This is a genomic window from Leclercia sp. UBA1284 (assembly GCF_002308415.1).
Lineage (GTDB): Bacteria > Pseudomonadota > Gammaproteobacteria > Enterobacterales > Enterobacteriaceae > Enterobacter > Enterobacter pneumoniae.
This window is the reverse complement of record NZ_DBUS01000006.1, coordinates 195,321-215,450: the sequence shown is the minus strand read 5'-3', so window position 1 is coordinate 215,450 and position 20,130 is coordinate 195,321. Positions and strand designations below refer to the sequence as shown.

The following is a 20,130-nucleotide window of genomic DNA, read 5'->3' as shown; positions in this document are numbered from 1 at the left end:
TTTCCCTGCTGCGCGCTAGCATGAACCTTTCGCTACAGGAAGCGCGTATGAGTCTGTTTAGCCGTATAAGATCCGCATTGAGCGCGCACTTCCCACGCCGTTATCCCTGGCCGGGGCTGGATATCGTATTGCCCGGCGGGCAACATCTGCACCTGGTAGGCAGTATTCATATGGGCACGCAAGATATGTCGCCGCTACCTGCCGGACTGATCCGCCTGGTGCAAAAAGCCGATGCGTTAATCGTTGAAGCCGATATTTCGGGCAACGACTCACCCTTCGCCGATCTGGCGATCCCCCCTCCTCTGGCGGAACGCCTCAGCCCTGAACAGCTCACCGAGCTGGAACGGCTGGCCGGCGAGCTGAGCTTACCGCTGTCGATGCTCGAAACTCAGCCGTTGTGGCAAATTGCCATGGTATTGCAGGCCACACAGGCGCAGCGTCTGGGGCTTCGGGGCGATTACGGCATTGATTATCAGTTGCTGCATCTGGCGCGTGAACGCGCCATTCCGGTGATAGAGCTGGAAGGGGCTGACAGCCAGATAGCGTTGCTGCGTCAGTTGCCAAATGACGGAATACTGTTGCTGGAAGATACGTTGACCCACTGGCACACCAACGCCCGGCTGCTACAGACGATGATTAGCTGGTGGCTGGATGCGCCGCCCGCCGCCAGCCCGCAGGCGCTGCCAGCCACCTTTAGTGAATCGCTCTACGACGTATTAATGCACGCCCGAAACCAGGCCTGGTGTGAGAAGCTCCACGCCCTACCGCCGGGACGTTATGTCGTGGCCGTGGGGGCGCTGCATTTGTATGGCGAGGGAAATTTGCCCGCATTGCTGCGTTAAAAAAATGGCCAATATCGCTATTGGCCCGTCAAAGAGGAATTTCATTATTTTAGTTATGCCGGAGGAAGCCTCCGGATCTCTCGATTGTCGCTCAAAGTGCCCATCACTGCCAACACTATTGCGCAAGATGGTGCTATTTTTTAAGCAACATCCGGACGTATGCTGAGCACATACACTGTCTTTGGTAAGAAGGATTGTTATGACACCCGCCGTTAAATTACTCGAAAAAAACAAGGTTTCTTTCCGCATCCACGCCTACGATCATGACCCTAACGAAACGAACTTCGGCGATGAAGTCGTGCAAAAACTTGGGCTCAATGCCGATCAGGTTTATAAGACGCTATTAGTGGCGATTAATGGCGATATGAAGCACCTGGCGGTGGCGGTTACCCCGGTGGCCGGTCAGTTAGATTTAAAAAAGGTGGCAAAGGCGCTGGGGGCGAAGAAGGTAGATATGGCTGACCCGATGGTTGCGCAACGTATCACAGGTTACCTGGTGGGGGGGATAAGCCCGCTGGGGCAGAAAAAACGCCTGCCAACGGTCATTGATGCCCCGGCACAGACGTTTGACACTATCTATATTTCTGGTGGCAAACGCGGCCTGGATATTGAGCTGGCCGCGGCGGATCTGGCGAAAATGCTGGATGCGCAGTTTGCGGATATCGCTCGCCGGGATTAAACGCCGTACCGGCCTGATGCCAGGCCGGTATTGTGAATCGTTACTGCCAGCTCACTTCACCTTTAGGTTCATAGCTATTCACATCCAGGGGTGAATTCTGCTGGATATATTGCTTCAGCACTTCAGCATCAATAAAGCCAGTATTCACATACCCCGGTTTCTCATCCAGACGCGGATAACCATCGCCCCCGGTGGCGTTAAAACTCAGGGTTGCCATGCGATAGGTTTTTGTCGGATCGACGGGCTCGCCTTTGATCTTCAGATCGTTGAGCACACCCTCTTTTGCCACAAAGCTGACATTGGCAAATTGAGGATAGGCACCGGAATCGGGTTTCATCTTCGCTACGGCGGTAAGATATTCGGTCACCTCTTTACCGGTCATGTCGGCATAGACCACCAGGTTGCCAAACGGCTGTACCTTCAGCACATCTTTGTAGGTGATGTCGCCCCCTTCGATAGAGTCACGTACCCCACCACCGCTCATCACCGCAAAATCGGCATTGGTGCGCGCCATCTGCGCCGCCAGGATCAGATGCCCCATATTGGTCTGCACAAAGCGTACCTTGCTGCGATCGCCCTCAAGACGGCCATTGAGCGTACCAATTTTCACCTCCAGCTGCGCTTTGCCTTTATTCTGGAAAGGGGTGAGCATGGAGAGCATCTGCTGGTTTTCGGCAATTTCGGGGGTGAAGAGCACACGCTCACTCTCACCGTTGTCATAGGTCACTTTCTTCTTCAGATTGACCGGAATCAGTTGATAACGAACCATCTTCATTTCGCCATTGCGGAACTCAAAATCGGCGCGACCGACATATTTGCCCCACTCATGCGCCTGTACAATCCAGATCCCGTTCTGCTGATCGGGGGCACACGGCGTCCCTGGCACGTAATCAACCTGTTTTTTGTTTTCAGAGGCCATGCACACCGGATCTTGTGAGTGTCCACCCACAATCATTGCCAGCGAGCCGGCAGGCAGGCTGCGCGCCATCTCCACATCGCCCGGCGCATTTGAACCGTGTTCACCATTATCGTAATGGCCCATATGGGTGGTAGCGATCAGGACATCCGGTTTTTCGTTCTGTTGTAACTCCTGGATGACCAGTTTCGCCTCTTCAGCGGGTTTGCGAAATTCGATGTCGGTAAAAAATTCCGGATTTCCGATTTTCGCCGTATCGTCTGTCGTCAGACCAATCACCGCGATTTTAATATCCTGACGTTTAAAGATGGCCCACGGCTTAAATAAACGTTCGCCGGTGCTTTTCTGATAAATATTGGCAGAGAGGAACGGGAATTTGGCCCATTTTTCCTGCTGGCGTAATACCGTAAGCGGATTATCGAATTCATGGTTACCCACGGCCATCGCGTCATAGCCGATTAAATTCATGCCACGGAAATCAGGCTCCGCATCCTGCAAATCTGACTCCGGTACCCCGGTATTGATATCGCCGCCGGAAAGCAGTAATACGCTGCCGCCCTCGGCTGCCACCTCTTTACGAATGCCGTCTACCAGCGTTTTTTGCGCGGACAGACCGTATTCGCCGTATTCGCTGCGCCAGAAGTGACCGTGATGATCGTTAGTGTGCAGGATGGTGATTTTGTAAGTTTTATCTTTTTCATATGCCTGGGCAGGCAGGCTTGCCACGCTCCCGGCCACCAGCAACGCCAACGCGACGCCTCGCTTCACAAACTTCATATTCTCTCTCCCTGACCTTTAGACAAACGCAAAAATTACAATGAGTAATCAGAATAGACAAATAAGTTTTCAGAATTGCGACTTCCTTCAAATGTCGCTGAAAGGTATGTTAGTTGAATAATAATTACACCCTGCATTTCTAATAACATCCGACGTGGTATTTATGGCAATCAGTGAAACAACCCAGCCGGCCTCCGGCGCTCCGCCATCGTCATCGAAGGCGCGCACTTCTTTTGGCATTCTCGGTGCCATCAGCCTTTCGCATCTGCTTAACGATATGATTCAGTCGCTGATTCTGGCGATCTATCCGCTGCTGCAGAGCGAATTCTCACTCACTTTCGTGCAGATAGGCATGATTACCCTCACCTTCCAGCTGGCCTCATCGCTGTTGCAGCCGGTGGTGGGTTACTGGACAGATAAGTATCCGATGCCCTGGTCGCTACCGATTGGCATGTGCTTTACCCTAAGCGGGCTAGTTCTGCTGGCGATGGCGGGCAGCTTTGAAGCCGTGCTGGTCGCGGCGGCGCTAGTGGGTACGGGCTCTTCCGTATTTCATCCTGAGTCATCGCGCGTGGCGCGGATGGCCTCCGGTGGCCGTCACGGTCTGGCGCAATCCTTATTCCAGGTGGGCGGTAACTTTGGGAGCTCACTGGGGCCACTGCTGGCAGCAGTAATTATCGCCCCTTACGGTAAAGGGAATGTCGCGTGGTTTGTATTGGCAGCGCTTCTGGCCATCGTGGTCCTGGCGCAAATCAGCCGCTGGTATGCTGCTCAACATCGTGTCAACAAGGGCAAACCTAAGACACCTGTAGTTAATCCGCTGCCCAGGGATAAGGTGATCCTGGCCATCAGCATTCTGTTAATGCTGATTTTCTCGAAATACTTCTATATGGCCAGCATTAGCAGCTATTACACCTTTTATTTGATGGAAAAATTCGGCTTATCGGTGCAGAACGCCCAGTTCCACCTGTTTGCGTTCTTGTTTGCGGTTGCTGCCGGGACCTTTATTGGCGGGCCACTGGGCGACAAGATTGGGCGTAAATATGTAATTTGGGGCTCTATCCTTGGCGTTGCCCCTTTCACCCTTGTTTTACCCTATGCCAGCCTCTGGTGGACGGGCGTTTTAACGGTGATAATTGGGTTTATCCTCGCTTCGGCATTTTCCGCCATTCTGGTTTACGCTCAGGAGCTGCTTCCGGGCCGTATCGGTATGGTTTCAGGGCTCTTTTTCGGCTTTGCCTTCGGGATGGGAGGCCTTGGGGCAGCGGTTCTGGGGCTAATCGCCGACCATACCAGTATCTTTTTGGTCTACAAAATATGCGCCTTCCTGCCTCTTCTGGGGATGTTGACCATATTCCTGCCTGATAACCGGCAAAAAGACTGATTTACCCGCGGCCAAACTCAAACTTTGGCCGCGTCTTTCCCTTATGGCACAAGCCTCTCCTCTCTCTCCTCGGGTTAATTTGTCCGAATCTGCTTTTTTTCACGCTTATTGCTCTTTTATTCAAATTTCAACAATTATTCATAAACATAATCATTAATTTTGTCATAAACTATTACCAGGTTTTTTGGTTAACCACCAAAAATGGATCAACACAGCTACGAAAGGAGACGGAATGCACCACGCCACACCGCTTATCACCACCATTGTTGGTGGTCTTGTGCTCGCTTTTATTCTTGGCATGATTGCCAACAAACTTCGTATATCTCCTCTGGTCGGTTATTTATTAGCGGGTGTGCTGGCAGGGCCATTTACTCCGGGTTTCGTTGCTGATACTAAACTTGCGCCTGAACTGGCAGAACTGGGCGTGATCCTGCTGATGTTTGGTGTGGGTCTGCATTTTTCTCTGAAGGACTTAATGGCGGTAAAGTCGATCGCCATACCCGGCGCAATCGCCCAGATAGGGGTGGCGACGCTTTTGGGAATGGCGCTTTCAGCACTGCTGGGCTGGTCGCTGATGACCGGTATCGTCTTTGGGCTCTGCCTCTCTACCGCCAGTACCGTAGTGCTGCTGCGTGCGCTTGAAGAGAGACAGTTAATAGACAGCCAGCGCGGGCAGATCGCTATCGGCTGGCTCATTGTGGAAGATTTAGTGATGGTGTTGACGCTGGTCTTGTTGCCAGCCGTCGCAGGGATGATCGAGAAAGATAACGTCGGCCTGGCCACGCTGGCGCTGGATATGAGTATCACCATCGGTAAGGTAGTGGCCTTCATCGCTATCATGATGCTGGTGGGCCGCCGTCTGGTCCCCTGGATTATGGCCCGCAGCGCTGCTACCGGTTCACGCGAACTGTTTACCCTCTCCGTACTGGCCCTGGCGCTGGGCATTGCCTTCGGTGCCGTTGAACTCTTCGACGTCTCCTTCGCGCTGGGAGCGTTCTTCGCCGGTATGGTGCTGAATGAATCCGAGCTGAGCCATCGTGCCGCCCACGACACGCTGCCGCTGCGTGATGCCTTTGCGGTGCTGTTCTTTGTCTCGGTGGGGATGTTGTTCGATCCGCTCATTCTGATCGACCAGCCGCTGGCAGTGCTGGGTACGCTGGCCATCATTATCTTCGGCAAGTCGCTTATTGCCTTCTTCCTGGTGCGTATGTTCGGCCACTCGCCGCGCACCGCCCTGACCATCGCCGCCAGTCTGGCGCAGATTGGTGAGTTTGCCTTCATTCTTGCGGGTCTGGGGATGGCGCTGAATCTGCTGCCGCAGGCCGGACAGAATCTGGTGCTGGCGGGGGCGATCCTCTCCATTATGCTGAATCCGGTGCTGTTTGCCCTGCTGGAGAAGTACCTCGACAAGACCGAGACCCTGGATGAGCAGACGCTGGAAGAGGCCATTGAAGATGAGAAACAGATCCCGGTCGATATCTGCAACCACGCGCTGCTGGTGGGCTTCGGCCGCGTCGGCAGCCTGCTGGGTGAGAAATTGATGGCACAGGGCGTACCGCTGGTGGTAATTGAGACGTCACGCACCCGCGTGGATGAGCTGCGAGAGCGCGGAATACGTGCTGTGCTGGGCAATGCGGCCAACGAAGAGATCATGAATCTGGCCCATCTGGATTGCGCCCGCTGGCTGTTGCTGACTATTCCGAATGGCTATGAAGCGGGAGAGATTGTAGCGACCGCCCGCGAAAAGTGCCCGAATATCGAGATTATCGCCCGCGCCCATTATGACGATGAGGTGGATTACATTACTGAACGTGGTGCCAATCAGGTGGTGATGGGCGAACGCGAGATTGCCAATACGATGCTGACGCTGCTGACGAAGCCGCCAGCAAATGAGACGGTAACGGCGGGCTGATGCCCTCACCCCGGCCCTCCCTGTGGGAGAGAGAGCCAATATAAAAAGGCAACTGACGTTGCCTTTTTGCTTTTAGCGATCCCAGTACGCCTCTTCGAGGCTATCTTCCCGCTCCGGCAGGCCACGCGTTAAGCGCGGGGAGTGCTGGTTGAGCACCTGATAACTCACGCGGTTCGCGTACTTACACACCTGCGCCAGCGACGAATAGGTCAGCCAGCTGAACTTGTGCTTGCTGGAGTTCGGCACGTTGGTTTTATGGTAGGCATTGGCGGTAATGTCATGGAGCAGCGCCGCCAGCGCACCGTCGCCCGCGCCGTTGGTGTTCATGATTTTCTCCGGTCCGCCCATATACGGCGCGATGTGGGAGAAAATACGCAGCGGGTTAACGCAGTCTTTGTGGCGCAATGCGCGGCTGAATTCGTACTGGTTAAACTCGGCAATCGCCCCCGGCAGCAGCGGATGCTGGGTTTTACGCTTGCTCTCTTCTTCCGTAAAGCCCGCCATATACAGCCCAACCGGCCCGGCGGTACAGAGCACCAGATCCACCCAGTCCAGCGCTTTATCCGACGCCAGCAGCGGATCGCTTTCGCCCGTTAAGGCTTCGGCCTCTTCTTCGTTCATCGCCAGAATCGAGACGTGCTCTTTCAGAAACGCCTGCCACCACTCTGGGTTATCGGCGATAACAAATTTGGTGCCCAGCGTCAGGACGACCGGCACGTTGTATTTTTTGGCGTACTCGATCGCCTTCATGGTCGCTTCCGGCATCGGTTCGCCGGGCTTGCAGCGCACAAGATAGGAGGTAAGCACCAGCGCGGACGCGCCCGCAATCACCGCCTCCGGGATGCTCTCCGCGCGCAGCTTGTTCATGTGCCCCGGGCTGATGGCGAACGTACGCTCGCCGGAGTCGCTAATCAGCGTGAAGCAGCGGCCAATCGGCCCATCTACACCCTGCAGATAGTTCAGGTCGGTACGGCTGGAGGTGTTGCACAGGTAGCGGTAGGCGTAGCCCCCGATTTCGATGTTGCTGCACATCACGCCCAACAGCACCGAGCGGTCGTCGGCCAGCACGGAGTAGTTGTGCATGGTGTTGCCGATGGTGCCCCCGGCAAACTGGTGGGTGATGAGGTTTTCACGCACCAGCTCCTGGTACAGCGCTTCGGCGACGTCATCTTCAATGACCAGCGAGTGGCCGGCGCTCAGACCGTAACGCGCGACAAACGCATCATCCACTTTGGCTTCGATATCCACCAGCGTCTGATCGATACCCACCACCCAGGCTGCGCTGGTCTCGGTTTCCGGCTGAATTTGCTGCAAAAGCGGATCGCGGGCGTTGACGGGAAAGTAGTGTTTGGATTTACGTTTACCGGGAAATTTCATGGTCTGAACTGTGCAAGGATTATGGGCCGGGAATGGTAGCACAAACCCGGCCTTCAGCGCGATCAGCGGCTTTGAGTCACCAGCGAGGCCATCATCTCAATGTGTTCCGGCGAGTCGTTAAGTGCCGGAATGTACTCGTACTTTGTCCCCCCGGCTTCAAGGAAGAATTCGCGGTTTTGTACCGCAATTTCCTCGAGCGTTTCCAGACAGTCCGCCGCAAAGCCCGGCGACATCACCTGAATATGCTTCACGCCTTTCTCACCGAGCATTTTGAGGGTTTCGTCAGTGTACGGCGTCAGCCACGGCTCGCGGCCAAAGCGCGACTGGAAGGTCATCATCACCTTCTCGGGCGGCAGACCAAGCGCAGAGACCAGCTCGCGCGTGGTATCACGGCAACGCTGCGGGTAGTCGTCCCCTTCGTTGGCAAAACGCTGGGGAATGCCGTGGTAGGAGAGCAGCAGCAGGTCCGGTTCGCCATGCTTTTCAAACGACGCGCGCGCGCTGCTGGCGAGCGCCTGGATGTAAAGTTCATTATCGGCGTAGTCGCGAATAAAGGTCACGGCCGGAATGCGGCGGCGGGTCGCCAGAATGCGCGCCAGCTCATCCCAGACGGCGGCTACCGTGGAACAGGAGTATTGCGGATAGAGCGCCAGTACCACAATGTGCTCAACCCCCTGGGCCAGCAGCGCTTCGACGGCGCTTTTCAGGGAGGGTTTGCCGTAGCTCATCCCCAGCTCAACGGGCATATCCGGTAACCGGGCGGCCAGGGCTTTCTCCTGACGACGGCTATAGACCATCAGCGGCGAGCCCTCTTCCATCCAGACGGATTGATAGAGCTTTGCGACGCGCGGGGAACGAATCGGCAGAATGACACCGCGCAGCAGCGGCCACCAGAGTAATCTCGGGGTATCCACGACGCGCGTATCGCTTAAAAACTGACGCAGGTAGCGTTTTACCGCCGCAGGGGTGGGGGCTTCTGGGGTACCCAGATTGGCAAGCAGGATGCCTGTTTTCGCCTGACTCATTCACGCCTCTTAACCATTTGAATAGGGGTCAATTGTAGCGGAAATGTGGGTAAACGAAACCCATTGCTGTAATAGGTGGGATGAGAATTTTTCTCACCCGGAGATCCGGGTGAGAAACGTGCACTTAGCCGAGGATCTTTTCCAGCTCTGCACGGACATCAGCAACGGCCTGGGTGCCGTCAACTTTCGCGTATTTGGTGTTACCCGCTTCCGCTTCTTTAGAGTAGTAGCCGATCAGCGGCGCGGTCATCTGATGATATTCCACCAGGCGTTTACGCACGGTCTCTTCCTGATCGTCTTTACGGGTGGTCAGCTCTTCGCCGGTCACATCGTCTTTACCTTCAACCTTCGGCGGGTTGAATTTGATGTGGTAAACGCGACCAGAGGCAGCGTGCACGCGACGACCAACGATACGGTCAACGATCAGCTCGTCTGGAACGTCGAACTCCAGAACGTAGTCCACGTTGATGCCCGCTTCTTTCATGGCATCAGCCTGCGGAATGGTGCGTGGGAAGCCGTCCAGCAGGAAACCGTTACGGCAGTCTTCCTGCGCAATGCGCTCTTTCACCAGGGCGATAACCAGCTCGTCGGTGACCAGCTTGCCTGCGTCCATGATGTCTTTCGCCTGTTTACCCAGCTCGGAGCCAGATTTAACAGCGGCACGCAGCATGTCACCGGTAGAGATTTGCGGAATACCGTATTTCTCCATGATGAACTGAGCCTGAGTTCCTTTACCCGCGCCCGGAGCGCCAAGCAGAATAATACGCATTGCGAAAATCCCCTCAAAAGTTGGTTCAATTTTTCAAAAGCGCTAAACAATACCATCAGAACGGATGTGGCTCAAGGAAGGCGGGACGGCTGAAACGGTTAATGGGGGAGATTATTTGGCGGAGTGTGGTCTGTTGCCCTCACCCTACCCCTCTCCCACAGGGAGAGGGAACTTTTACACCCTCTCCCTGTGGGAGAGGGCGGGGGTGAGGGAAATTGTTACGCCAGCAGCAGCGCATTCACACGTTTAATGAACAGGTTAGGATCTTCCAGCGTACCGCGTTCGGCCAGCAGGGATTGATCCAGCAGAAGCTCAACCCACTCGGCAAAGCGTGCTTCGTCCTGGGTATCCGCCGCGCGTTTCACCAGCGGGTGATCCGGGTTCAGCTCGAAGATATATTTCACTTCCGGCATCGCCTGGCCCGCCGCCGCGAACAGTTTCGCCATCTGAGTGCCCATTTCATCGGCATCGGTGGTCACAATCGCCGGGGTATCGGTCAGACGGTGGGTGAAGCGCACCTCTTTCACGCGATCGCCCAGGAAGGTTTTCACACGCTCAACGAACGGCTCCAGCGCTTTCTCGGCTTCTTTCGCGCTTTCATCCACTTCGTCTGCCAGCTTATCGATAGACTCGTCAGCTTTTGCAACGGACTGGAAGGATTTACCGTCGAACTCGGTCAGGTAGTTCATCATCCATTCGTCGATGCGGTCAGACAGCAGCAGCACTTCGATGCCTTTCTTACGCAGCAGTTCCAGGTGTGGGCTGCTCTTCGCCGCGGCGTAGCTGTCGGCGGTGATGTAGTAGATCTTCTCCTGCCCTTCCTTCATGCGGGAGACGTACTCTTCCAGCGACACGGTCTGCGCGGAGGAGTCGTTATGCGTGGAGGCAAAGCGCAGCAATTTAGCGATCGCTTCAACGTTAGCGGTATCTTCCGCCGGGCCTTCTTTCAGTACCAGACCGAACTGTTTCCAGAAGGTCTGGTATTTTTCTGCGTCGTCTTTCGCCAGTTTTTCCAGCATCTGCAGCGTACGTTTGGTCAGCGCGTTACGCAGGTTGCGGGTCACGGTGCTGTCCTGCAGGATCTCACGGGAGACGTTCAGCGGCAGGTCGTTAGAGTCAATCAGACCACGGGTGAAGCGCAGGTAGTTCGGCATGAACTGCTCGGCGTCGTCCATAATGAACACGCGCTGCACGTACAGCTTCAGGCCGTGCTTGTGATCACGGTTCCACATATCCCACGGTGCCTGCGCCGGGATGTACAGCAGGCTGGTGTACTCCTGCTTCCCTTCCACGCGGTTGTGGCTCCAGGTCAGCGGATCGGTAAAGTCGTGGGCGATGTGCTTGTAAAACTCGTTGTACTCGTCGTCTTTGATCTCAGACTTATTACGCGTCCACAGCGCCTGCGCCTTGTTGATTTTTTCCCAGGAGACGACGGTTTCACCGTCTTGCTCTTCCTGTTTTTCGATCTCAACCGGCAGCGCGATGTGGTCGGAATATTTACCGATGATTGAGCGCACGCGCCAGTCGTTCAGGAAGTCATCTTCGCCTTCACGCAGGTGCAGGGTGATTTCGGTCCCGCGATCCGCTTTGGTGATATCGGCAACGGTGTATTCGCCTTCGCCTTGAGATTCCCAGAACACGCCATTTTCAGCGCTTTCGCCTGCCGCACGGGTACGCACGGTGACTTTGTCCGCCACGATGAACGCCGAGTAGAAGCCCACGCCGAACTGGCCGATCAACTGGCTGTCTTTCGCCTGATCGGAGCCCATGGACTCGAGGAACGCTTTGGTACCGGATTTGGCGATGGTACCGAGATGGTCGATCACTTCATCGCGAGTCATACCGATGCCGTTATCGGCGATGGTCAGGGTGCGGTTTTCTTTATTAAACGAGACGCGTACGCGCAGATCGCCGTCACCTTCATACAGATCCGGGCTTGAGAGCGCACGGAAACGCAGCTTGTCCGCCGCATCCGAGGCGTTGGAAATCAGCTCGCGCAGGAAGATCTCTTTATTGGAATACAGGGAATGGATCATCAGGTGCAGAAGCTGTTTTACTTCTGACTGGAAACCGCGGGTTTCTTGTCCTTTCATCTAAGTCGACCTCAACAATGCCATTTAATGGGGTGGTAAAAACGTTGAGTGAGAGATGGGGATAAGGGGGGGAGTTTTCAAGCGGAGGCGGTGAACGCCGCCTCCGTTTGGTCAGAAAATAATCTTGTGTCGTCCGGCCAGGGAGTGTGACAGCGTGGTGCCGTCCACCATTTCCAGCTCGCCGCCCACCGGCACGCCGTGGGCGATGCGGCTGGCATCAACGCCATATTGCCCACACAGCTCGGCAATATAGTTGGCGGTGGCTTCCCCCTCCACCGTTGGGTTGGTGGCGAGGATCACCTCTTTGATGGTCTCGGACTCAAGTCGCTGCTCAAGCCGATCAAGGCCAATATCGCCCGGACCGATACCGTCAAGCGGCGACAGATGCCCCATCAGCACGAAATAGCGACCAGAGTACTGCCCGGTTTGCTCAATGGCGTAGATGTCCGCAGGACTCTCCACCACGCAAATCTGGCCGTTTTCCTGGCGACGCGGGTTCGTACAGATATTGCACACCTCCTGCTCGGTAAAGGTACGGCAGTCTGCACAGTGACCAATTTCTGACATGGCGCGGGTCAGTGCCTGCGCCAGACGCATCCCGCCGCTACGATCGCGCTGCAAGAGCGTAAACGCCATGCGCTGCGCTGACTTCGGGCCTACACCCGGCAGGCAGCGCAAGGCTTCCATTAACTGCGTGAGCAGCGGACTGGTTTGCATCAGAACGGCATCTTAAAGCCTGGCGGCAACTGCATTCCGGAGGAGACAGAGGCCATTTTCTCTTTCTGGGTTTCGTCGATACGACGAGCGGCATCGTTGAAAGCTGCCGCAACCAGATCTTCCAGCATATCTTTGTCATCTTCGAGCAGGCTTGGGTCGATTTCAACGCGACGGCAGTTATGCGCACCGTTGATGGTCACTTTCACCAGACCGGCACCCGATTCGCCCGTGACTTCCATCTGCGCGATCTCTTCCTGCATCTTCTGCATTTTTTCCTGCATCTGCTGGGCTTGCTTCATCAGACCACCCAGACCGCCTTTACCACCAAACATAGGCTTCTCTCTTCTTTCACGTTAAACAGGACAACCGTAAGCCAAACTCACGATCAAATGGGGCGAATACTCTCTTCATCCAGCTCAGCATCAAAGAAGCGCTGCAGAGTCTGAATGTTATTATCCGCGATAATTGACTCACGCGCCTGCGCGAGTTTCTCTTCATAAATCGCCTGACGCCACTCCAGCGGCGTGCGCACCGCCGGATTATCATCTTCAACGATGGTCAATTCAACCGGCGCACCCCGTAATGTGCTGAGCGCCTCAGTCAATACCTGCTGCGCGCTGGCAGAATTGAGGTGTCGCTGACCCGGGCGCAGATGCAGACAGATGCGATTCTCTTCCTGTTCACGCCAGGCGTTGAGCGCCACCTGCTCCACCAGCTTGGGCAGCTTCAGTTTGTTGACCTCTGCGGCCCATTCATCGCGTGCCAGCGACTCCTCAGCCAGCTTCGCCGAAAGCTCCGGTGTCTTTTCATGCTCCAGCGCTTTTTTCAGCGCCTTCGGGGTCGCGACCTGAACCTTCACCTCTTCGGTTATGGTCGTCGCTTTCCAGCGGTAAGCCTCTGGCTTCGCCGGCGCTTTTTGCTCAGCGTTGGCCGCAGATGGCTGCTTTTGCACGCGCTCGGTAACCGATGCCAGGCGTTCCAGCGTGGCGTTATTCACCGGCCGCGCTCTGCCTGGCGCTGCCGGTTCACTCTTTTTTGGTTTAGATGCTCCCTGAGCACGTTGCAACTGGCTACGGGCAGCCAGCACCGAACTGGTGGCATCCGACAGCGGCACCTCCTGGCGTGGCGCAGGCGGAGCCGAGGGTTGCGGTGCGGTCTGCGTCGGCGTGAGTACCGCCGTGGGCGCGACCGGGGCGAACGACTGCTGGGGAACTTCGGGTTCAGGCAGCGGCATGCGCGGGTGGAATGCCAGCGCACGCAGTAACGTCATTTCAATGCCCATCCGACGATCCGGCGCGAACGGCAGCTCTTTGCGGCCGATCAGCAGCGTCTGATAGTAGAGCTGTACATCCGCTGGCGGGACGGTACGGGCCAGTTCGCGCATGCGCTGCTCAATAGCAGCCATATCGCTGCCGAGCGCGGCGGGTGAAAGCTGAACCATCGCAATACGGTGCAGCAGCGCCAGCATCTCAACCAACAAGGCTTCCCATTCGACGCCGCGGGCCGCAGAGGCATTCACCAGCGACATCACGCGTTCGCCATCCGCCGCAACCACCGCTTCGATCAGCGACAGCGCTTGATCGTCGTCGAGAGCGCCCAGCATGGAGGTGACCGCCTCGGTGGAGAGTTTGCCATCACCGCTGGCAATGGCCTGATCGGTCAGGCTCAGCGCATCGCGAAGGCTACCGTCGGCGGCGCGAGCCAGCAGTTGCAGGGCACGTGGCTCATGCTCAACCTGTTCGGCAGTAAGAATGCGCTCCAGCTGATCGCGGATTTGCGTAACATCCAGCGCCTTCAGGTGGAACTGCAGGCAGCGGGAGAGGATCGTTACCGGCAGCTTTTGCGGATCGGTAGTCGCCAGCAGGAATTTCACGTGCGCAGGCGGCTCTTCCAGCGTCTTTAACAGCGCATTGAAGCTGTGGCGCGAAAGCATGTGCACTTCATCGATCAGATAGACCTTGAAGCGACCACGGGCCGGGGCGTACTGAACGTTATCCAGCAGATCGCGGGTATCTTCGACTTTGGTGCGCGAAGCGGCATCGATCTCGATCAGATCGACAAACCGCCCCTGCTCGATCTCGCGGCAGTTGTCACATACACCGCACGGCGTGGCGGTGATGCCGGTTTCGCAGTTGAGACCTTTCGCCAGCAAACGGGCGATGGACGTTTTCCCCACGCCGCGCGTGCCGGAGAAGAGCCAGGCGTGATGAATGCGTCCTAGCGATAAACCATTCGCAAGGGCGGTGAGCACATGTTCCTGGCCGACAACGTCAGCAAAGGTTTGGGGTCGCCATTTTCGGGCTAACACCTGATAACTCATGGGCAGGCTCTGCAACGCTGGAAGGTGGATAAACAGGGAGGTAATGCTAACACAACCTCACCCAATGGGCGAGGTTGTGGGAGAGGGATTAGTGACCCGGGAATGGCACCAGGCTGTAGCTGGTGATGCCCTGTTTTTCGAGGCGCTGCTCACCACCCAAATCGAACAGGTTGATGATGAACGCAGCATCGGTCACTTCGCCACCCAGGCGACGGATCAGCTTCACGGTCGCTTCAATGGTACCGCCGGTTGCCAGCAGATCGTCCACAACCAGGACTTTGTCACCCGGTTTAATGGCATCCACGTGGATTTCCAGCTGATCGGTGCCATATTCCAGCTCGTAGCTTTCGGCAATGGTTTCGCGCGGCAGTTTGCGCGGTTTACGTACCGGCACAAAACCGACGCCCAGCGCCAGCGCAACCGGAGCGCCAAACAGGAAACCGCGTGCTTCGGTGCCAACCACTTTCGTGATCCCGGCGTCTTTAAAACGCTCTACCAGCAGTTCAATGCTGAGGGCGTACGCTTTCGGGTCTTCCAGCATGCTGGTGACGTCGCGGAAAAGAATGCCAGGCTTTGGATAGTCCTGGATACTTTTGATACTGTTTTTGAGAAATTCAAGCTGCTGCGCAGTTGCGGTCATAAGTTTATGCCTGATAAAAAACGGTGTTACTCACGGCGCGCGTCGAAACGGCTAAAGGAGAGTTTGTTTATCCTTTAACCAGGCGTGCCTGTGCTCGAAAACGGTCGAATTTACTGGCTGCGCGCGAGAATTGCAACTGCCATTGCAGACCATTATTGCTTTTGTTGCTTTTCGTCAATCACCGGGATCCGCCACATAAATATCAGCAGGCAGCTCAATATCACCAGCAACAGGATCCGCACCCACATCATTTTCACCAACCATAATGAAATGGCGAACGTAATAAGTATCACGGCGATGGCCCGGGGTTTGGCGCCCGGCGGCATAGCATGGTATTGCTGCCAGTGGCGCAAATAGCCACCAAACCACGAGCGCCAGAGCAGCCAGTGGTGAAAACGCGGCGACGAGCGGGCGAAACACCAGGCCGCCAGCAGGATAAAGGGGGTCGTCGGTAATAAAGGTAATACGACACCCAGGGTGCCGAGCACTACCGCAAGCCAGCCAATGATGATTAGAATAGTACGCTGCATAATGCGAATCGTTATCAAACTGAATGGCTACTGTACCACTGGAGAGCGGATTGAAAACAGCCTTGCTTTTACAGACGCTGCAAAAGCAGCTGACGGCCCTGCACGAGCAGGCCAGGCCGCTGATGCAGCACGCCACACTCAAACCGCGTTTTGACAGGCAACTGTTTCGTAGCCGCAGCACAGTGATGAAGGATTATCTGGCCGAGGCGCAGCACAATCTGGATGAACTCCGTCATGCGGTAGAAAAAGAGCAGACCGCCCAGGTGGCCTGGCTGGCTGAACACCTGACAGAACAGATTGCCGCCCTGCACCGGGAAATTGCCGCCTGGCCGCTAAGGGCATGGGATAGCCCCGGCCACGGCCGCGAGAAATGGCAGCGTAAGCGGCTGGAACATCAGGAGTTTGAACGCCGTCTGCATGACATGAAACGCGATCGCGAAGCGCGCCTGAACGCGGCGCAAACTCTGGAAGAGCAGCAGCGTTTGCTGCGCGAAATCACCGCACTGGATGGACGCCTGCTGCGCTGTCGCCAGGCGCTGGACGAAATTGAGCGCGTCATCGCGCAATTAACCCGATAACAGGAGAGACCTATGTCGCTCGACAGTGCACCGGATGAAGTCAAACTGGCTGTGGATTTAATTATGCTGCTGGAAAACCACGCCATCCCGGCCGAGACGGTATTGAAAGCGCTGGATATTGTCAGACGGGATTTTGAGGGGAAATTACCCTCCCCCGGAGCGGGAGAGGGTTAAGTATTATGCTTGCGCGGGGGTAGGATCGTCTCCCTTAACGTCGCGCTTAACTTCCGTATGCTCCTCACCCTTCTCATTTCGCAGGTGAACTTCAAGCTGGTTAAAGGCGATATTGATGTCGTTTTCACGGCACAGACGGTCGATCGTGCGGTTCAGCTCATCCACTGTGTAGCTTCGGTCACGCAGCTCACGGACATATAAACGCAGCTCATGATCGAGCGTACTTGGCCCGAAGGTGGTGAAGAAGACCGATGGCTCGGGATCGTGCATCACTTTCGGATGATCCATCGCCGCTTTCAGCAGCACTTTTTTCACCTTATCGAGATCCGAACCATAAGCGACACCGAGGCGAATCACAACGCGCGTAATGGTGTCAGAGAGCGACCAGTTGATCAGACGCTCCGTCACGAAGGCCTTGTTCGGGATGATCACCTCTTTGCGATCGAAATCGGTAATGGTTGTTGCACGAATACGGATCTTACTGACGGTGCCTGAGAAGGTGCCGATAGTCACGGTATCGCCAATGCGCACCGGGCGTTCGAACAGAATAATCAGGCCGGAGACGAAGTTACCGAAGATCTCCTGCAGACCAAAACCCAGACCTACCGACAAGGCCGCTGCCAGCCACTGGAGTTTATCCCAGGAGACCCCCAGCGAGCCGAAGACGGTCATCGCCCCCGCCACCAGAATCACATAATTGAGAATAGTGGTGATAGCGTACGACGCCCCCTGGCGCATATTCAGGCGCGAGAGCACCAGCACCTCGAGCAGGCCCGGAAGGTTGCGAATTAGCGCCCAGGCCACCATCGACGAGACCAGCGCAAAGAGCAGGCTACCCAGGGTGACATTTTTCACCACCGCCGCGCCCGCTTCGGTACCGTTGTAGTGCCACAGGGTTATGCTATCGAGGTAAGCAAATACGGTGATTAAGTCAGACCAGATTGCCCAGAACAGGACGGCAAACAGGGCGATCATCACCAGCATAGTAATACGCAATGTCTGCTGGTTAACCTGCTCCAGCGCGATGGTCGGCTCTTCCTGCGGCTCGGCCCCTTCCGCCCCCTCTTTCACCATGTTCTGGCGGCGCGCCAGTGCGCGGCGATACGCAATACGACGCGCAGCAACGCTCAGGCCGCGGAGCACGGTCTGGTAGAGCAGATTCCAGAGGATGACCAGATAGACGGTTTCAATCCAGCGCCCGGAGAGGCGCAGCGTGGTATAGAAATAGCCCGTCGCGGTCAGCACCATTAACGCCAGCGGGATGATCGACAGTATAGTCACCGTAACCAGGCGAATCGTGTGCGACTCTTTATCGCGCCAACTGTCGCGGCACATCGGCCACATGAGTACGGCGATCAACAGCAGGTTGAACAGAATCACAAACTGGCCTAAGACATCATCCATCAGGTGTAATGGCGAAAGCTCCGCCACTACTGACCAGAAGTGCAGCGGCAGCAGCGCCAGGCTGATGCGAACAATCTGACGACGCCAGTGGCTGGTCAGTTTCTCCGGCATATTGAAGTGGCACACCGCCACGCCGTCTTTATCCAGTACCTTCCAGCACAGGCCAAAGACCAGCCAGAACAGCGCCAGTTTCTTGCTAAAGGCCCACAGCAGATCGCTAATATTCAACTGCATAGTGAGCAGAATCAGCCCTACCGCCAGAATCACCAGGCAGATGGGCAAGGCACGTAGCAAATCAATCAGAATCGCTTTCGGCGTGTGCATCTGGCTATCGTTACGCAACTGCCCGACTTCATGCGCCAGCTTCGACTGGTAATTTTTCAGCCAGTTCAGACGCCAGCGAATCAGGCCCGCAATCAGCAACAGCGGCAGTCCGGCCAGAAACGCAATCGCGGCGGCAGGCCATGCTTTTTCCCAGTTCACGGTGATTTTCATCGCCTTGATCTGATCTTTCAGGGTGGCGGGGAAGGATTTGATCCACTCCCAGTCCATGGGTTTATTGCTATTCACCCAGAAGATTTGCTGGGTCAGGATCTCTTGCAGGCTCTTCGATACGCTCACCAGCTGTTGCTGATTGATCTGCAGGTTGATCGCCATCATCAGTTGATTCCCCAGCTGTTTGTTCAGCTGGTCAAGCAACTCGCGGCGCATATCCACCACCTGCAGCAGCGCATCGTGCACCTCATCGTTCACTTCGCTGGTATGCCCCTCTTCCACTTTGGCGACAAAACTGTCGCTCTGGAAGAGCGCATCGCGCTGCTGATTCACCTCAAACTGTTCAAGACGCAGGTCGGCGATGCGGTTGGTCATATCCTCCAGTTCATCGGCTGAAGGCAATGTTTGCTGTTGCTGGTAGAGAATACGGGAGAGCAGCAGACTGCCCTTCAGAACCGCAATCTGCTCTTTAATATTGCGTTCCGACTGCAGGGCGCGATCCAGCCAGTTTTTAACTTTGATGTTCTGCTGAACCAGGGCGTTGCCGTTTTCGGTAGCATTGATCAAACGCTGGCTGAGCTGATGGTTCACCTCCAGCTCCTGCTTCACCAACGGGTTTTCCTGTATACGGGCGGTCTCGTCCGGTGTGACGGCTTCTTGTGCTGTCTTCTCGGTCAGGGTCAGGCGTTTACTGTTAACCGCCTCCTGCAGCAGTTGCAGTTGGTGTTCCAGACGGTTGATGTTGGCATTGACGTAATCACGTTGTTTTTGCAACGTATCCTGCAGGATGGTATTCCCTTCCAGGCTCTTACGTTGCTGGTCGATTTGCGCGTTCAATAGCGTTTGCTGTGCCAGCAGCAAAGTCTGCTGGGTCGGTCGTAACGCGGTTTCGCCCACCGCCGTGCCGTTCAGACGATTGCGGATCTCCTGCAGCTGCTGGGAGGCGGTATACATAGCGTTTTGCACGCGCTCTGGCTGTGTCTGCAGTGAAACCAGTTGGCTATTGTACGTCGAGAGATCGCTCTGGGCGGTTTGCAGATCATCCAGCAGTTGGGCCACGCGTGATTCAAGCTGGCGCAGAGAGAGCGTCGCCAGGGTTTTGCGTGTTTCAGCGTCGTTATCTACATCACTCAGGGCGTTTAACCCTTCGGTCGCCTTACGCATGTTTTCAGGTGCCTGAAGCACTTTCTGACGCAACTGGGTGGTTTCGGCTTTAATACGCTCGATTTTATCGAGCGTTTCCAGCGTCTCGTTCAGGTCTTGCTGAACAAGTTTATCTTGCGGCGAAAGGTCTTTCTGCTTACTTAACGCATCCAGTTGGCTTTGCAGATCTGCCCGGGTTGGCGTGTCGGTGCCATTAGCGGCTCGGGCAAACGCCGTGTGTGAAGTTATAAAGAAGAACAGTATGAACAAAACCAAAGCAAAAAACGGATTTTGCCTGCGAGTGAAGTGCGACATAGTGGTTGGTATGCTGTGCAATGGATGGCCAAATTGGTTA

The 20,130-nt window shown here is 55.7% G+C and carries 17 protein-coding genes and 1 other annotated feature; of the genes, 6 read left to right on the top strand and 11 right to left on the bottom strand.

All coding sequences use genetic code 11. The features are described from left to right. Nucleotides 1–47: 47 nt before the first annotated feature. Entirely contained in the window at nucleotides 48–842 is a 795-nt protein-coding gene (locus tag B3511_RS04255; protein WP_286777594.1) for a TraB/GumN family protein, read from the top strand. A gap of 199 nt (nucleotides 843–1,041) precedes the next feature. Next, nucleotides 1,042–1,521, top strand: coding sequence for a Cys-tRNA(Pro)/Cys-tRNA(Cys) deacylase YbaK (gene ybaK, locus B3511_RS04250; RefSeq protein WP_040076855.1), 480 nt, complete (start codon nucleotides 1,042–1,044; stop codon nucleotides 1,519–1,521). Between the two features lie 40 nt (nucleotides 1,522–1,561). Here the strand turns inward: ybaK and ushA are convergent, their stop codons facing one another. After that, on the bottom strand, nucleotides 1,562–3,214 hold the full coding sequence (ushA, locus tag B3511_RS04245) for a bifunctional UDP-sugar hydrolase/5'-nucleotidase UshA (protein WP_046884423.1): 1,653 nt from the start codon (nucleotides 3,212–3,214) through the stop codon (nucleotides 1,562–1,564). A gap of 163 nt (nucleotides 3,215–3,377) precedes the next feature. On the opposite strand from ushA, the gene B3511_RS04240 reads away from it, so the two are divergent. Further along, nucleotides 3,378–4,598 carry an MFS transporter gene (locus B3511_RS04240; RefSeq protein ID WP_286777593.1) on the top strand — a complete coding sequence of 407 codons (1,221 nt, stop codon included), beginning with the start codon at nucleotides 3,378–3,380 and terminating at the stop codon, nucleotides 4,596–4,598. A gap of 232 nt (nucleotides 4,599–4,830) precedes the next feature. Further along, on the top strand, nucleotides 4,831–6,510 hold the full coding sequence (gene ybaL / locus B3511_RS04235; protein WP_046884425.1) for a YbaL family putative K(+) efflux transporter: 1,680 nt from the start codon (nucleotides 4,831–4,833) through the stop codon (nucleotides 6,508–6,510). 72 nt (nucleotides 6,511–6,582) lie between these two features. On the opposite strand, the gene B3511_RS04230 is transcribed toward ybaL, so the two are convergent. The 9 genes from B3511_RS04230 to B3511_RS04190 all read right to left on the bottom strand — a co-directional run bounded on the left by B3511_RS04230 (nucleotide 6,583) and on the right by B3511_RS04190 (nucleotide 15,981). Beyond that, on the bottom strand, nucleotides 6,583–7,887 hold the full coding sequence (locus B3511_RS04230) for an inosine/guanosine kinase (protein ID WP_286777592.1): 1,305 nt from the start codon (nucleotides 7,885–7,887) through the stop codon (nucleotides 6,583–6,585). Between the two features lie 62 nt (nucleotides 7,888–7,949). Further along, nucleotides 7,950–8,912: a ferrochelatase gene (gene hemH / locus B3511_RS04225; RefSeq protein ID WP_040076860.1), complete on the bottom strand. Its 963-nt coding sequence runs from the start codon at nucleotides 8,910–8,912 to the stop codon at nucleotides 7,950–7,952. Nucleotides 8,913–9,036: 124 nt separating this feature from the next. Then, nucleotides 9,037–9,681 (bottom strand): adenylate kinase, encoded by a 645-nt coding sequence (adk, locus tag B3511_RS04220; protein WP_040076861.1) that lies wholly within the window; start codon nucleotides 9,679–9,681, stop codon nucleotides 9,037–9,039. Between the two features lie 218 nt (nucleotides 9,682–9,899). Then, nucleotides 9,900–11,774, bottom strand: a complete 1,875-nt coding sequence (gene htpG, locus B3511_RS04215) for a molecular chaperone HtpG (RefSeq protein ID WP_207293127.1) — start codon at nucleotides 11,772–11,774, stop codon at nucleotides 9,900–9,902. Nucleotides 11,775–11,885: 111 nt separating this feature from the next. Then, nucleotides 11,886–12,491: a recombination mediator RecR gene (recR, locus tag B3511_RS04210; protein ID WP_286777591.1), complete on the bottom strand. Its 606-nt coding sequence runs from the start codon at nucleotides 12,489–12,491 to the stop codon at nucleotides 11,886–11,888. Beyond that, complete coding sequence (locus B3511_RS04205) at nucleotides 12,491–12,823, bottom strand: YbaB/EbfC family nucleoid-associated protein (protein WP_032616874.1); 333 nt, start codon at nucleotides 12,821–12,823, stop codon at nucleotides 12,491–12,493. Before B3511_RS04205 ends, recR begins: the two co-directional genes overlap by 1 nt. Before the next feature lie 53 nt (nucleotides 12,824–12,876). Continuing rightward, nucleotides 12,877–14,811, bottom strand: coding sequence for a DNA polymerase III subunit gamma/tau (dnaX, locus tag B3511_RS04200; RefSeq protein WP_040076865.1), 1,935 nt, complete (start codon nucleotides 14,809–14,811; stop codon nucleotides 12,877–12,879). Continuing rightward, nucleotides 13,483–13,547, bottom strand: a sequence feature (DnaX frameshifting element). It overlaps the preceding gene by 65 nt. A gap of 88 nt (nucleotides 14,812–14,899) precedes the next feature. Next, complete coding sequence (apt, locus tag B3511_RS04195; RefSeq protein WP_040076867.1) at nucleotides 14,900–15,451, bottom strand: adenine phosphoribosyltransferase; 552 nt, start codon at nucleotides 15,449–15,451, stop codon at nucleotides 14,900–14,902. 152 nt (nucleotides 15,452–15,603) lie between these two features. Next, nucleotides 15,604–15,981 carry a DUF454 family protein gene (locus tag B3511_RS04190; protein WP_040076868.1) on the bottom strand — a complete coding sequence of 126 codons (378 nt, stop codon included), beginning with the start codon at nucleotides 15,979–15,981 and terminating at the stop codon, nucleotides 15,604–15,606. Nucleotides 15,982–16,031: 50 nt separating this feature from the next. Here B3511_RS04190 and priC point away from each other — a divergent pair, with 50 nt between their 5' ends. Together priC and rsmS are read left to right on the top strand one after the other, a co-directional pair. After that, entirely contained in the window at nucleotides 16,032–16,559 is a 528-nt protein-coding gene (gene priC / locus B3511_RS04185; protein WP_286777590.1) for a primosomal replication protein N'', read from the top strand. A gap of 12 nt (nucleotides 16,560–16,571) precedes the next feature. Next, entirely contained in the window at nucleotides 16,572–16,733 is a 162-nt protein-coding gene (rsmS, locus tag B3511_RS04180) for a pleiotropic regulatory protein RsmS (protein WP_046884430.1), read from the top strand. A 3-nt stretch (nucleotides 16,734–16,736) separates the two neighbouring features. On the opposite strand, the gene mscK is transcribed toward rsmS, so the two are convergent. Then, nucleotides 16,737–20,090: a mechanosensitive channel MscK gene (gene mscK, locus B3511_RS04175; RefSeq protein ID WP_286777589.1), complete on the bottom strand. Its 3,354-nt coding sequence runs from the start codon at nucleotides 20,088–20,090 to the stop codon at nucleotides 16,737–16,739. Nucleotides 20,091–20,130: the final 40 nt, after the last annotated feature.